Annotated in this window: 14 protein-coding genes and 1 tRNA gene; 10 read left to right on the top strand and 5 right to left on the bottom strand. The window is 56.0% G+C overall.

What is annotated here, in order from left to right; all coding sequences use genetic code 11:
- Positions 1-37 precede the first annotated feature (37 nt).
- Positions 38-1,291, bottom strand: a complete 1,254-nt coding sequence (gene tyrS / locus SADFL11_RS07420; RefSeq protein ID WP_008193241.1) for a tyrosine--tRNA ligase — start codon at positions 1,289-1,291, stop codon at positions 38-40.
- Between the two features lie 311 nt (positions 1,292-1,602).
- Between tyrS and SADFL11_RS07415 the strand changes: the two genes are divergently transcribed.
- Positions 1,603-1,872, top strand: coding sequence for a hypothetical protein (locus tag SADFL11_RS07415; protein WP_008192154.1), 270 nt, complete (start codon positions 1,603-1,605; stop codon positions 1,870-1,872).
- A 180-nt stretch (positions 1,873-2,052) separates the two neighbouring features.
- Here the strand turns inward: SADFL11_RS07415 and SADFL11_RS07410 are convergent, their stop codons facing one another.
- A complete protein-coding gene (locus tag SADFL11_RS07410; protein ID WP_134852947.1) occupies positions 2,053-2,262 on the bottom strand; it encodes a hypothetical protein in 210 nt (69 codons plus the stop codon).
- A gap of 71 nt (positions 2,263-2,333) precedes the next feature.
- On the opposite strand from SADFL11_RS07410, the gene phnC reads away from it, so the two are divergent.
- The 6 genes from phnC to SADFL11_RS07380 all read left to right on the top strand — a co-directional run bounded on the left by phnC (position 2,334) and on the right by SADFL11_RS07380 (position 7,718).
- Complete coding sequence (gene phnC, locus SADFL11_RS07405) at positions 2,334-3,158, top strand: phosphonate ABC transporter ATP-binding protein (protein WP_008195443.1); 825 nt, start codon at positions 2,334-2,336, stop codon at positions 3,156-3,158.
- Between the two features lie 23 nt (positions 3,159-3,181).
- Entirely contained in the window at positions 3,182-4,189 is a 1,008-nt protein-coding gene (gene phnD / locus SADFL11_RS07400; protein ID WP_040451908.1) for a phosphonate ABC transporter substrate-binding protein, read from the top strand.
- Positions 4,190-4,259: 70 nt separating this feature from the next.
- Entirely contained in the window at positions 4,260-5,165 is a 906-nt protein-coding gene (gene phnE / locus SADFL11_RS07395) for a phosphonate ABC transporter, permease protein PhnE (protein ID WP_008190790.1), read from the top strand.
- A 106-nt stretch (positions 5,166-5,271) separates the two neighbouring features.
- Entirely contained in the window at positions 5,272-5,751 is a 480-nt protein-coding gene (locus SADFL11_RS07390; protein WP_008196015.1) for a P-loop nucleotide/nucleoside kinase family protein, read from the top strand.
- Between the two features lie 54 nt (positions 5,752-5,805).
- Entirely contained in the window at positions 5,806-6,846 is a 1,041-nt protein-coding gene (locus tag SADFL11_RS07385; protein WP_134852945.1) for a DmpA family aminopeptidase, read from the top strand.
- A 95-nt stretch (positions 6,847-6,941) separates the two neighbouring features.
- Complete coding sequence (locus SADFL11_RS07380; RefSeq protein WP_050776102.1) at positions 6,942-7,718, top strand: substrate-binding periplasmic protein; 777 nt, start codon at positions 6,942-6,944, stop codon at positions 7,716-7,718.
- 125 nt (positions 7,719-7,843) lie between these two features.
- On the opposite strand, the gene glnA is transcribed toward SADFL11_RS07380, so the two are convergent.
- Both glnA and SADFL11_RS07370 read right to left on the bottom strand, forming a co-directional pair.
- Positions 7,844-9,253, bottom strand: a complete 1,410-nt coding sequence (glnA, locus tag SADFL11_RS07375; protein ID WP_040453337.1) for a type I glutamate--ammonia ligase — start codon at positions 9,251-9,253, stop codon at positions 7,844-7,846.
- 132 nt (positions 9,254-9,385) lie between these two features.
- A complete protein-coding gene (locus SADFL11_RS07370) occupies positions 9,386-9,724 on the bottom strand; it encodes a P-II family nitrogen regulator (RefSeq protein WP_008195509.1) in 339 nt (112 codons plus the stop codon).
- 422 nt (positions 9,725-10,146) lie between these two features.
- Between SADFL11_RS07370 and SADFL11_RS07365 the strand changes: the two genes are divergently transcribed.
- Entirely contained in the window at positions 10,147-11,658 is a 1,512-nt protein-coding gene (locus tag SADFL11_RS07365; protein WP_040451910.1) for a bifunctional ADP-dependent NAD(P)H-hydrate dehydratase/NAD(P)H-hydrate epimerase, read from the top strand.
- Between the two features lie 93 nt (positions 11,659-11,751).
- Positions 11,752-11,836 (top strand) — tRNA-Leu (locus SADFL11_RS07360).
- A gap of 95 nt (positions 11,837-11,931) precedes the next feature.
- On the opposite strand, the gene SADFL11_RS07355 is transcribed toward SADFL11_RS07360, so the two are convergent.
- Complete coding sequence (locus SADFL11_RS07355) at positions 11,932-12,795, bottom strand: hypothetical protein (protein ID WP_134852944.1); 864 nt, start codon at positions 12,793-12,795, stop codon at positions 11,932-11,934.
- A 303-nt stretch (positions 12,796-13,098) separates the two neighbouring features.
- Here SADFL11_RS07355 and SADFL11_RS07350 point away from each other — a divergent pair, with 303 nt between their 5' ends.
- Positions 13,099-13,896: an ABC transporter ATP-binding protein gene (locus tag SADFL11_RS07350; protein WP_008188755.1), complete on the top strand. Its 798-nt coding sequence runs from the start codon at positions 13,099-13,101 to the stop codon at positions 13,894-13,896.
- Positions 13,897-13,914 lie beyond the last annotated feature (18 nt).

Raw genomic sequence — 13,914 nt, 5'->3', positions numbered from 1 at the left:
CGCCCGGCTATTTCCAGTGTTGAACTCACTGAGTTGATCAGACCGGCTTCAAGAGAACGTGTTTCTTCTTGCCGAGCGACAGCTTGATGATGCCGTCTTCGGTCACATCCGCCAGGGTGAGCTGACGGTTGGCATCCTGTTCGCCCTTGTCGTTGATCTTGACGGCGCCACCCTTGATGTTGCGGCGGACATCTCCGTTGGATGCACACAGCCCGGCCGTGACAAAGGCATTCAAAACACCCAGCCCGGCCTCAAGATCGGCGCTTGCCACTTCAACAGTCGGCAGACCTTCCGCGGATTGGCCCTCTTCGAATGCCTTGCGCGCAGTTTCTGCGGCAGCCTCCGCCTTTTCCCGGCCGTGGATCATCGCTGTGGCTTCTGTGGCCAGTACCTTTTTGGCCTCGTTGATGCCCGCACCATCGAGCGCTGCCAACCGGCTGATCTCATTAAGTGGCAGAATTGTGAAAAGCTTCAGGAACTTTTCGACATCCGCATCTTCCGTATTGCGCCAATATTGCCAGTAGTCATAGGCCGACAGCTGTTCCTCGTTGAGCCAGACTGCGCCGGCCGCCGTCTTGCCCATCTTGGCGCCGGAAGAGGTGGTCAACAGCGGAGCGGTGAGCGCAAAGGCTTCCTTGGATTCTTTCCGGCGGATGAGATCCACACCGGACAGGATGTTGGACCACTGGTCGGATCCGCCCATTTGCAGGCGGCAGCCGGTCTGCTGGTAGATCTCCAGGAAGTCGTAGCCCTGAAGGAGCATATAGTTGAATTCCAGGAAGGACAGGTGCTGTTCCCGCTCCAGGCGCAGCTTGACGGAATCGCGCTGGATCATCTGGTTGACCGAGAAATGCCGGCCGATGTCACGCAGGAACTCCATGTAGTTCAATTTGAGCAACCAGTCTGCATTGTCCATCATCAGGGCATCCGTCGGACCATCACCGAAGCTAAGGAGCTTTTCAAAGACCTTACGGATGCCGGCCTTGTTTTCTTCGATGGTTTCATCGGACAGAACCTTGCGGCTTTCATCCTTGCCGGTCGGATCGCCGACCCGTGTTGTCCCGGAGCCCATGAGCGCGATCGGCCGGTGGCCGGTCTGCTGGAACCAGTAGAGCATCATGATGGTCACAAGCGACCCGGCATGCAGGCTCGGCGCCGTGCAGTCGAAGCCGATATAGGCGGTCACGGTTTCCTTGGCACAGAGCTCGTCGAGGCCTTGAGGATCCGAGATCTGGTGAACGAACCCGCGCTCGGAGAGAACTTTCAAAAACTCTGACTTGAACTCGCTCATATGTCTGCCCGTTAAATGCAACTGTCGTGTGGCCATTCGCCTGTTGGGCATGGCTCTATACCGGCAAAGCAATGATGTAAATTGCACAGGGTCTAAAAGTTCGGTCTTCAAAGGTTTGGGTTCATCAGTTTCTCAAGGTCCAACATTTCCCATGAGACTTGATCGCAGTTCGGGTCATGGAGAAGGCGCGGTGAGCAAACCTGCGCAAAAAACATCAAGCGTGACCACAATCACAGCAGCAAGGGAGGGCTCATCCTAAGGTGCAGGTGTTGGCGCTGAAGAGCGCATGTTCATCCCGAGGAGGAGTTGAAATGTTAAGGAAAGTCGCAATCGCAGCAGTTGTAACTGCTGCCCTCGCAACGGCCGCGGTTTCAGTTTCGGCGACTGAAGCCCATGCCGGAAACCGGGCGGGCGCTGTTGCAGCCGGAGCCATCATAGGGCTTGCTGCGGGCGCCATCATCGCCAGTCAGGTTCAGCCCAGATATGTCGCGCCCGTCCGCTGCCACAACCAGGCCGTCCGCCGGTGGAACCCTTATGAACACCGCTATGTTGTCGTCGGTTATCGCCGGGTCTGCTACTGATTATGCAGATACAAGAGTTTTAAACGAAGGCCTCCAATTGGGGGCCTTTCGTTTTTTGGGATAAGCTTTTGTTCCCAAACAATGCTCCCTAGGCCGTGTGGACGAATTGGAGATGCATTTCGCCGGGATTTGCATCGTTCAAGATCAAGGAAATCCGGTGAAGGTGATGCTTGTGCGTCATCAAGACGGATTTGCGCTGGAATTGAGCACTGCAAACACGGCCCAAAGGGTGAGCCAAGTGCCGGCGATCTGGTACCGCCGGCTTTTTGACCGTATATCGATATGCTCTACAGGACCGTCGCCGCCATATCTTGGCACTTGGCTCACGAAATACGTCTCCAATTCGTCCACACGGCCTAGTGCGCAAATCTTGAGCGCGGCAGATTTCATCAGAATGACACCAATCCTTCACTCACGCAGCCGGCGCGTTTGTTACGACCCTCTTGGTCAAGGAGGCGTCAATGTCTGCGATTACAGTAAAACGATTGTCCAAAACGTTCCGGGGTGGCATTCGCGCCTTGGATGGTGTCGATCTGACGGTCGCCGATGGTGAGTTCGTTGCACTGATCGGAGCGTCTGGTTCCGGAAAATCCACCTTGATCCGCCTTATTTCCGGTCTGGTGGCTGGAGATAAAAACAGCGGCTGTTGTCAGATCTCGATCAATGGGCACTCAGTTCAAGACAGCGGCGCCATCTCCAAAAACATCTCGGCGACGCGAACCGGCATCGGTGTCGTGTTTCAGCAGTTCAATCTGGTGCCGCGACTGAGTGTCTTGACCAATGTGCTTGCTGGTCTGCTTGGGAAAGTGCCGGTTTGGCGTGGTCTGTTTGGTTTTTTCTCATCAGAAGAAAAGCAGCTTGCAATGCGCGCCCTGCAGCGCGTTGGCATTGAGACAAAGGCGCGTCAGCGGGCGTCTACACTGTCGGGCGGCCAGCAGCAGCGCGCGGCCATCGCCCGGACAATCGTTCAAGGGGCGAAAATCATTTTGGCCGACGAACCGATTGCGTCCCTGGATCCGGCTTCGGCGAAGCGCGTGATGGGGATCCTGTCCAGGATCAACGAAGAAGACGGCACGACCGTGGTCGTTTCCCTGCACCAGGTCGAATATGCCCGCCGGTACTGCAAGCGGACGATAGCCATGCGGGCCGGACAGATCGTTTACGACGGTCCGAGCCATGCTCTTACGACCCAGTTTTTGCGCGAAATCTACGGTGAGGCCAGCGAAGAACTTGTGCTGCCGGATGCCGAAGACTTCGGGACCGCGCCAATCCCGGCGACGGCCTGAATCTCTCCAGGGGAGAAATCGTGATGAAATTGATTACTCGCATTGCTGCGTCTGCAGCGATAATGTTTGGTTTGAGCGGCCCGGCGCTTGCCGAACGTGAAAACCCGGAAGAACTTTACTTCGGCATTCTTTCCACTGAATCCAGCTCTGCGCAGCGTGAGAAGTGGGGCCCGTTTCTTGAAGCCATGGAAGCCTCCCTCGGTATGCCGGTGAAGCCTTTCTTTGCTGCTGACTATGCCGGTGTGATCGAAGGCATGCGTTTCGACAAGGTCGACGTTGTCTGGTACGGCAACAAGTCTGCTATGGTTGCAGTTGACCGCGCTGGGGCCGAGATTTTTGCTCAAACGACCGAAGCGACCGGGGATCGTGGTTACTGGTCGGTGATGGTGACACACAAGGACTCCGGCCTCACCTATGAAGATGTCATGGCGTGCAACAAGGATCTGAATTTTGGCATCGGCGATCCGAATTCCACGTCCGGTTTCCTTGTCCCGTCCACCTTCGTTTTTGCCAAAGAAGGCGTGAATCCGAAGGACTGTTTTAAGACCCTTCGCAACGCCAACCACGAGACCAACCTGATTTCGGTTGCAACCAAACAGGTTGATGCAGCTGTTGCATCCTCCACCGGCATGTATTCCCGCTTGAAGAACGCCAAGCCGGAACTGTTTGCCGAACTGAAGGAAATCTGGCGTTCTCCGCTGATCGCGTCTGATCCGATGGCATGGCGTCCGGAGCTCGATGAAAGCATCAAGTCGAAGATCGTGTTTTTCTTCATGACCTATGGCCGTCAGGGCACCGACGAGGAAGTGGCCAAGGCGCGTGAGAACCTGGCCATGATCGACATGGGGCCGTTCATTCCGTCGTCCAACGCCCAGCTGTGGCCGTTCTACGAAATGGATCAGATCCGTCAGCGCATGTCCATCGAAGGTGACGACACCTATTCCGACGACGAACGGACCGCGAAAATCTTGGAAATCAACACCAAGATCGAAGAAATCCGCGCAGCCGCTGCTGCCCGCCCGCGCAAGTAATCAGCGCAACGCATCGGCATGAGGGGATGTCCCTCATGCCCTTGTTTGATCTCCGCACAGGACACCTTCCATGACCAGTATTGTAAACGTGCTCAACACGGGCGAGCCCGTTCTTGAGGTTCCGGGTCGAACCACTCAGGAGAAAGTCTTTGACGTTCTGATCTGGGGCGGTTTGATCGTCATGCTGGTCTGGAGTTTTCATCCGGCGGATATGCACCGCATGGGCCAGGTATTCACCGGCGGTGGCAACATGGCCATGCTGCTGGAGGACTTTCTCAAGCCGAACTTCCGGTATTGGCACAGTTATTTCGACTTGATGCTCGAAACCGTCCAAATGGCGGTCTGGGGGTCCTTTCTGTCGGTGATCCTTGCGGTTCCGTTCGGGTTGCTGTCCTCGTCCAACATTGCGCCATACTGGATCGTATTCCCTGTGCGCAGGCTTATGGACGCCTTCCGTGCGATCAATGAGCTGGTATTTGCTCTGATCTTTGTGGCGGCTGTTGGTCTTGGGCCGCTGGCAGGTGTTTTGGCGCTGATGATCCACACGACGGGCACGCTCGCAAAACTCTTTTCAGAAGCCGTGGAGGCGATCGATCCGCGTCCGGTTGAGGGCATCAAAGCGACAGGCGCTCCGGCTATTCAGGAGATCGTTTATGGTGTCGTGCCGCAGGTTCTGCCGCTCTGGATTTCCTATTCTCTCTACCGGTTTGAAGCCAATGTGCGCTCTGCAACCGTGCTGGGTATTGTCGGCGCGGGCGGCATTGGCATGTCGCTCTCCGAAGCGCTGCGCGGCTTTGATTATTCGGCTGGCGCCGCGATCCTATTGATAATCCTCGTAACGGTCTCCTTGCTTGATATCTTCGGGTCGCTGTTGCGCAAGGTCGTGATCGATGGCACCGACCACGGCCGGTTCGCTGCCTACTTCCTGTTTTTGACGCTTCTCGTGATTGGTCTGGAGACGTTGCTGGCGCGCTGACAAAGCGCTTCAAGCATAAGCTATCGTTGCGAATCTGCCGGTCAGGTGCCACTTTCGTGGCCTCAAATGATAATTACCCGACCGGCGGGTTCTAATAGGCTTCTCCATGACACCAGGACATCTCCATATTCTGTGCGGCAAGATCGCCTCTGGAAAGTCGACGCTTGCCGGAAACCTCTTTAGGCAACCGGCAACTGTTTTGATTAGCGAAGACACTTGGCTGGCCGAATTGTTCGGGCCTGAAATGTCGACAATCAGAGATTATGTGCGGGTCTCGGCGCGGCTGCGCGCGGTTATGGAGCCGCATGTGATTGGGCTTTTGGAAGGTGGCGTGTCCGTGGTTCTCGACTTTCCGGCCAACACGCCGGCGACGCGCGTCTGGATGCGGCGTGTGTCTGAAAACAGCGGAAGCGATCACACGCTCCATTACCTCAATGTTTCTAACGAGATCTGCAAGGAACGGCTGCGGGCGCGCAATGCCAGCGGTGGCCATCCGTTTTCTGTGAGTGATGAGCAATTTGAAGCGGTTACCAAATACTTTGTCCCGCCAGGGCCGGATGAAGGCTTTAACGTTTTGGAACGTTAAGTCTCCGGATATTAGCCTATTTATTTATTTCCCGTTGAATGGAGCGAACCCGTTATGAGGCCGACAAACGTATCGCCAGTTCGTGCCCACGGACTGATCTGTGGGGCCATGCAACCCGGACCCCGAAACCTGATCACGGATGTCGCGGGTATCACGGTCGGGCACAAGACAGTCATCGATGGTGACTTGCGAACGGGATTCACGGCCATCGTCCCGCATCAGGGCAATTTGTTTTTGGATAAGCTTGTGGCATCCAGCGCCGTCATCAACGGCTTTGGCAAAAGCGCTGGCCTGATCCAGGTGGAGGAATTGGGAACCCTGGAAACCCCGATCCTGCTCACCAACACCTTTGGCGTGGCAGAAGGCATTCACGCATTGATCCGGCGGGAGTTGCGGCAAAACCCTCAGATTGACCGCGCGAAAGGGACAGTCAATCCGGTCGTCATGGAATGCAACGACGGATATCTCAGTGATATCAACGCGATTGCGCTGACCGAAGAGGACGCTAATGCGGCGCTTGTGGCAGCCTCAGAAGACTTTGAGCAAGGCAGTGTCGGAGCTGGGACCGGTATCAGTTGTTTCGGATTCAAAGGGGGGATCGGGTCCGCATCCCGGCAGATTGAACTGGAGGAGAGGACCTTCACACTGGGTGCGTTGGTTCAGGCAAACTTTGGCAGGGCCGGGGACCTCGTGCTGCCGGATGGGCGCAGGCCATCTCCTGAGGGCATGGCAGCTCAGGAAGAGCGCGGGTCTGTCATCATTGTTCTTGCAACTGATGTGCCGCTTGAAAGCCGGCAGCTGAAACGGATTGCCCGCCGTGCAGGCGCCGGTCTTGCCCGGCTCGGCTCATTCTACGGTAACGGCAGTGGCGACATCGGTTTTGCGTTCTCAACGGCCCACAAGATACCGCATAATTCAGAACGCGATCTGATCGCGCGCGATTATATGCATGAAGGGAATATCGATCTTCTGTTTCAGGCCGCAGCGGAAACCACACAGGAGGCTGTGCTTAATGCAATGATCGCGTCTCCCGCCATGTATGGGAAGGGGACGAGCTTCCGGCCATCCTTGAAGGACTGGCTGGATCAAAACTGACGTTTGCGCAGGCCGTCAGGTATACCACTCAAGCAATTTGTAAGACTTCGCTGCGTAAATATCATCGGAAATAACAGGATCCGGTAAATCTGATTATGAACGGTCGATTTAAATCGGTGCGGAATGCGATCAGCTCGGTCGGCTTCATCTGCGGTCTTTTGACCGTGGCGGAGCAGGCGCAGGCGGCTGAAATTCATCTTGTGACGGAGAACTATCCGCCCTTCAATTTCATGAAAGACGGAGAGATCGTTGGGCTGGGCGCGGATCAGGTGCGCGAAATCATGGTCCGGGAGAACATTGAATTCACCATGGAGATTCTCCCGTGGTCGCGGGCCTTTTGGTTGGCTGAGAACAGAAAAAACCATTGTGTCTTCACCACCGCCTATACACCGGCAAGAGCCGAGACCTTTGCCTGGATATCACCGCTCGGTGGTGCTGAGCTGTTCCTGATCAAGAAGGCCGGATCACAGATCCCGTCGGACCTGGGTGAAATTGTTGGAAAATTTTCCGTCGGCACTCAGCGGAGCGACTACGCCGAGTATGTCTTGAAGACCCAGGGTTTCAGCAGTCTCGATTATTTTGATGATGTGGAAACGGTGATCCGTCAGCTGGTTCAAGATCGGTTACACCTTGCCGCGATCTCCAGCATGACGTTCCACACGCTTGTGCAGCAAGGTGTTGAGATTGAGATGGTCCATGGATTTGGCGACATCATTGGAAATGCGCTCGCCTGCAACCCGGAGACCGATGAAGCATTGCTCAAGCGTATGCAAAACGGTCTCGACAGTATTATCCGAGATGGCTATCAGGCCGACATGCTAAAGAAATACACCGGAGCTGCTTCTGTTAGCGCGCTTACAGGCGAGAACTGACCCACGGCCGGCGCAGTAAACTGCCAGCGAGGGTTCGGCCCTGCCTCTTTCAAGGTTTCATCGGATCAAAAAGAAAAGCCCCGGTCGAGTGACCGGGGCTTTCCGTGTTTGACGCCTAAACTGTCTTAGACAGAGTAGTAGAGATCGAACTCGACCGGATGCGGGGTCATCTCGTAACGCTCGACTTCTTCCATCTTCAGTTCGATGTAAGCATCGATCTGGTCGTCGTCAAAGACGCCGCCTGCTTTGAGGAACTCACGATCAGCGTCAACAGCTTCGAGAGCTTCACGCAGCGAGCCGCAAACCGTCGGGATCTCGGCCAGTTCTTCAGCCGGCAGATCGTAGAGGTTCTTGTCCATCGCATCGCCCGGATGGATCTTGTTTTTGATGCCGTCAAGGCCAGCCATCAGCAGGGCAGAGAAGCAGAGGTACGGGTTCGCGGTCGGATCCGGGAAGCGGACTTCAACGCGTTTCGCTTTCGGAGAAGACGTGAACGGGATGCGGCAAGACGCAGACCGGTTACGCGAGGAGTAGGCGAGAAGAACCGGTGCTTCGTAACCCGGGACCAGACGCTTGTAGGAGTTGGTGGACGGGTTGGTGAAAGCGTTAAGGGCTTTGGCATGCTTCAGAATGCCGCCGATGAAGTACAGGCAGGTCTCGGAAAGATCCGCGTACTGGTTACCGGCAAAGGTCGGCTCGCCGTTGTTCCAGATGGACAGGTGGCAATGCATGCCGGTGCCGTTGTCGCCGAAAACAGGCTTCGGCATGAAGGTTGCGGACTTGCCATAGGCATGAGCAACCTGGTGAACAACATACTTGTAGACCTGCATGTTGTCGGCGCAGGAGGTCAGGTTGTCGAACTTCATGCCGAGTTCGTGCTGGGCAGCAGCCACTTCGTGGTGGTGCTTTTCAGTCGGAACGCCCATTTCGCTCATGACGGACAGCATTTCGGAGCGGATGTCCTGCGCGCTGTCGACTGGCGGGACCGGGAAGTATCCGCCTTTTGTGCGTGGGCGGTGGCCCATGTTGCCGGTCTCATACTCGGAGCCCATGTTGGACGGCAGTTCGGAGCTGTCCAGGATGAAGCCGGTGTTGTACGGGTCGGCGTTGAAGCGGACGTCGTCAAACATGAAGAATTCGGCTTCCGGGCCAATGTAGATGGTGTCGCCGAAGCCGCCGGACTTGACGTAGGCTTCTGCCTTCTTCGCGGTCATGCGCGGATCACGGTTGTACGCTTCGCCGGTGATCGGGTCTACGATGTCGCAGAAGATCGCCATGGTGGATTGGGCGAAGAACGGGTCGATGTGAGCCGATTCCGGATCCAGGATGAGCATCATGTCGGATTCGTTGATGGCCTTCCAGCCCGCGATGGAGGAGCCGTCAAAGGCAACGCCTTCAGCGAACATGTCTTCATCAACCAGTGCAACGTCCATGGTGACGTGCTGCATCTTGCCGCGCGGGTCGGTGAAGCGCAGATCGACGAACTTGATGTCTTTTTCCTGAATTTGTTTCAGAATATCAGCAGCGGTGGTCATTATGTCCATCCCTTTGATTTTTCGTGTGAACGTTTGGGTTTTGGTCCCGGTCCGGCAGAGTGTTTAAGGTGTTTGCCTCGGCGCGGATAGTCCGGAATTGGGTGTGCGGCGAAATGCCGGAACAGGTGGGTGTCAGATGGCGTCGGTGCCGGACTCGCCGGTTCGGATGCGGACTGCCTCTTCGATGTTGGAGACGAAAATCTTGCCATCGCCAATACGGCCGGTCTGGGCAGCATTGCGGATTGCCTCGACGGCCTTGTCCACCATGTCGGATCCAAGAACGATCTCGACTTTGACCTTCGGCAGGAAGTCGACAACGTATTCAGCGCCACGATAAAGCTCGGTGTGACCTTTCTGACGGCCAAATCCCTTGGCCTCGGTCACTGTGATGCCCTGCAGGCCGACTTCTTGAAGAGCTTCTTTGACCTCATCGAGTTTGAAAGGTTTGATGATCGCTTCGATCTTTTTCATCACCGTATGTCTCTCTCCACATGTAATGGCAGGGGCTGCCCGTACGCTCTTCTTTCGGACCGTCGCCAGACTAAAACGCAATGGTTCGGGTCAGCTGAGAGCTGTTGCCAAGAAAAAGCACGAAGCGTGCCAATTGTCGTTCTTTTCGTCAGATTTTCCATCTCGGCAGGATTCCGCCGCTATTTTTAGCAAGTTACCGCAAAAGTCGTGGTGTCAGAGTGAGGTTGCTTGTTTGGAATGCATAAAAAGTAGACATTGTGATTATAAAATATGCAGAAGAGTGGAATTGCGGTGCCTGATCTTGCCGGTGGCCACCTCAATGGTAGGTCTCTGACTGATCTTGTTGCGGGATGAACTGCCGTTAGAGATGCGTATGATGACGCCGAGCAGTTTCCATTCTCTTGTGCACACAAAGGACTATCATGACGGCAGCGCTACTCACGCCACAAGAAATGGGTCAGGCAGACCGCTTGACGATCGAGGGCGGCCTTCCGGGCTTGGATCTGATGGAGCGCGCTGGATCCGCAGTAGCCGGTATCGCCGCAAAACATGCACCGGCGGGTGGGTGCATTCATATTCTTTGCGGGCCAGGCAACAATGGCGGCGACGGATTTGTTGCCGCACGGCTCTTGGCAGAAAAGGGGTATGATGTCCGGGTCGATCTCCTGACATCGCCATCCGGCTTGAAGGGGGACGCTGCTGCAGCTTTTGCGGCAATGACCCTGCCATTCGAGATCCTCACATCCGGAGATCAGCTGATAGGGAACATGGCAGACCGGTTTGCCGGGGCCGATGTCATAGTCGATGCCTTGTTCGGGGCGGGATTGGATCGTCCGCTGTCCGGTCCAGCCGCCGAGCTGGTGGAAGCTGTGAATGGATCAAATGCTGCAATCCTAGCAGTGGACCTGCCATCCGGCATCAACGGCGCGACCGGAGAGATCATGGGGAGTGCGATCAAGGCGCATGCGACCGTTACATTCTTTCTGAAAAAACCAGGGCATCTTCTGTTCCCCGGCCGCAGATTAGGCGGCTCGGTCACGGTCGCTCAGATCGGAATTGAAACAGGCGTGCTCGACACAATCGGGCCCGCGACCTTTGAAAACAAACCGGACCTCTGGCTGGCTAGCTGGCCGCGCCCGGCGGTCAATGGCCACAAATACTCAAAAGGCCACGCGGTCGTTTTCAGTGGACCCATGGCCAAAACCGGTGCAGCGCGGCTTTCAGCCATGGCAGCGCTTCGGACCGGGGCAGGGCTCGTCACACTGGCTTCGCCGCCAGACGCCATGATGGTGAACGCATCGCACTTGACGGCGGTTATGCTGAAAAAGGTCTCCGGTCCTGAAGCGATCCCGGAGCTGCTGTCCGATCCGCGTCTGAATGCCGTTTTGATCGGACCGGGATACGGGATCGGAGAGGCTACAAAGACCGCTGTCGAGGCCATTGTCGCGAAAGGGCGGTCCCTGGTGCTTGACGCTGATGCCTTGACCAGTTTCTTAGAAAATCCACAGAAGCTCTTTGATTTGATCACAGAAAATGGATCACCGGTCATCCTGACGCCGCATGACGGCGAGTTTATGCGCCTCTTCCCGGAATTGGCTGATCAGAACAAGCTTGCACGGGCGCGGGAGGCCGCACGCCGCTCCGGTGCAACGGTTGTATTAAAAGGCCCCGACACAGTCATTGCAGCACCGGACGGCCGGGCCGCCATCAACTGCAATGCGCCGCCGTTCCTGGCTACCGCCGGATCCGGTGATGTGCTGGCAGGCATCGCGGCTGGTCTGCTGGCGCAAGGAGTTCCAGCATTTGAAGCAGCCTGTCAGGCGGTCTGGTTGCACGGGGAGGCCGGTCTGGCCGCCGGCCCTGGCCTTATTGCCGAAGATCTGCCGGCAGCGTTGAGGGAGCCGCTCCGCCACTTGTGGACAAGTCTTGCGTGATAATTGGCTCACGCGCTATTTTTCCTTTGACGGAAAAAGTCGGAGTGTTATAGAGGCCCCGCTTCAAACGCGGAGCGTCCAGGCTCCTGCGATGCGGATGTGGTGAAATTGGCAGACACGCCAGATTTAGGTTCTGGTGCCGCAAGGCGTGGGGGTTCAAGTCCCTCCATCCGCACCAATACTCAAACAGCAAGTGATTGAGTTCAAAACTCACCTTCTTAGGCAAGCTGCGATAAGGGGGCAAGGCTATTGCCGGCCAACGGCGGCTTTATTTCATGTCCAAGGAGTCATGTATCCGCGCGCCGACACGGTTCCCGACATCGAGTAAGAGCTGCGATCCCGCGTCTCCTCAGCTGTGCTGCCGGAGGCAAACCTGTATGTCTTTCTGGAAGTGTCTGCGGTAATGGTTGCTCCGACTTCCAGATTGGCATGATGCTCACCGAGGTCTTCACCCATCAACCCGTGCTGGTATCGATCGGCAAGTGTATCGGGCAGGTCAACCAGCCAGAAATTCGTATCCGATTGGAACGACAGCAGGATTGTGTAGGGATCAATCCCGTGTTCCTTGATCATAATTTCAAGCAAAATGGTGGGGTCGGCGGTTGAGAGACCCAAGGCTGCGCGGACGTGGTCCGGCGCAAGTGTGTATCGGTAGGCTGGCGGCGCCCGTCGCGGTAGACGGAAAAACAGAGGTGGTTTTTCCAGCAAGCTCGGACACAACGCGCCAACCCTCTCAGTGAAGAGTTGACCAATACCGAATTCATCGCCGTGAAAGGCCATCATTTGCTCGGCGGTTTTGTAGGCAACGTGCTCATGCCCCGCAAAACCGGCTGACGTTTCATCTCCGATCCAAACATCGTTCTGGTAATCGACATCCAGAAGCGTATACACGCATCCAGTAATCCCGATGCTAAAATTCCAGGCGTGCTCGATGTACCGGCCAGCATCGCCGGGGTCAGATACCAAAATCTTCAGGCCGATGACACCAAATGGAGCCTGGCGCGAGATCATTTTCTCGACCGCGCCATCCCTGATTTCAAGGGATGTGGAGGTGTTTCGAAGGTCGATCAGATGGGACTGGAACTCCGTCGCAATTGCATCAATCAGACGCGCAATCCGGCCCTTGCTTGGTGACACGTTCTTCTCCAGTCTTTGGTTTCGGCCTTTGCTCCGCGTTTCCAATATAGGCCATGTCGTTCTGGCTCGGAACTCCCCAGTAGCTTAAGAACGGCGACTTTGAAAAAGAGGCCCAAAGAATCAGGTGTTGTTTGATACACTTGTAGAGCGCGCGCGCTACGGTTTTTTAGGCGTAAGTTTTCGGTTGCTGCTGTGAACCGGCACATCTGTGAAGGCTGTAGAGTCTGGCAAAAGGGGCAGATTTTACTCTCGAGAAAGGTCCAGTCATTAATCTGGAAAAAACCGCCGATTGACGAGAGACAGATGCCATCTACCAGTGCTGCCGCCCTTGAGGTTCTCAATCTTCACAAGCGCTTCAACGAACCTGCCGTTGATGATCTCTCGCTGACGGTGCGAAGTGGTGAATTCTTTGCCCTGCTGGGCCCGAATGGCGCGGGCAAGACAACGACGCTGCGGATGGTTGCGGGGTTGCTCCAGGCTGATGCGGGTGCTGTCAAGATCTGCGGGATCGACGCATTTGCAGATCCGATTGCCGCCAAAAAAGTGCTGGCCTGGGTTCCAGACGACCCGATGGTTTATGACAAGCTGACACCGCTTGAATACCTGGAATTTGTTGCAGGTCTCTGGGACATGCCGCCGGATTTTGCGCGGTTCAGGGCGGACAGCCTGCTCGACTCTCTCGGACTTGGGGCCCATGCAAATGAGCGCTGTGGCGGGTTCTCCAAAGGAATGCGTCAGAAGGTGGCACTTGCCGGAGCTTTGATCCATGAGCCGCGTTTGATCATCCTCGATGAGCCACTCACCGGACTGGATGCAAGTTCTGCACGGCAGGTTAAAAGGGTTCTGTCCGGACTTGTTGCGCATGGCGTGTCGATCATCATGACGACACACATTCTAGAGGTCGCGGAACGCATGGCGGACCGGATCGGAATAATCGCACGCGGACGTCTCGTTGCTGAAGGAACGTTGGAAGAGTTGCGGGAACGCGCGAGCGCCGATGGCAACACTCTGGAGGACATTTTCCTCGAAATTGTTGGTGGTGAAGCCGGCAGCGAACCACCCGCGCAGGAGGCAACAGGCTTCCACGAGAAGGTTGCATGAGACAATTCACGGCAAATT

It is taken from the genome of Roseibium alexandrii DFL-11 (assembly GCF_000158095.2).
Classification (GTDB): Bacteria; Pseudomonadota; Alphaproteobacteria; order Rhizobiales; family Stappiaceae; genus Roseibium; species Roseibium alexandrii.
The sequence above is the reverse complement of the archived record's forward strand: the minus strand, read 5'-3'. Positions and strand labels throughout refer to the sequence as shown.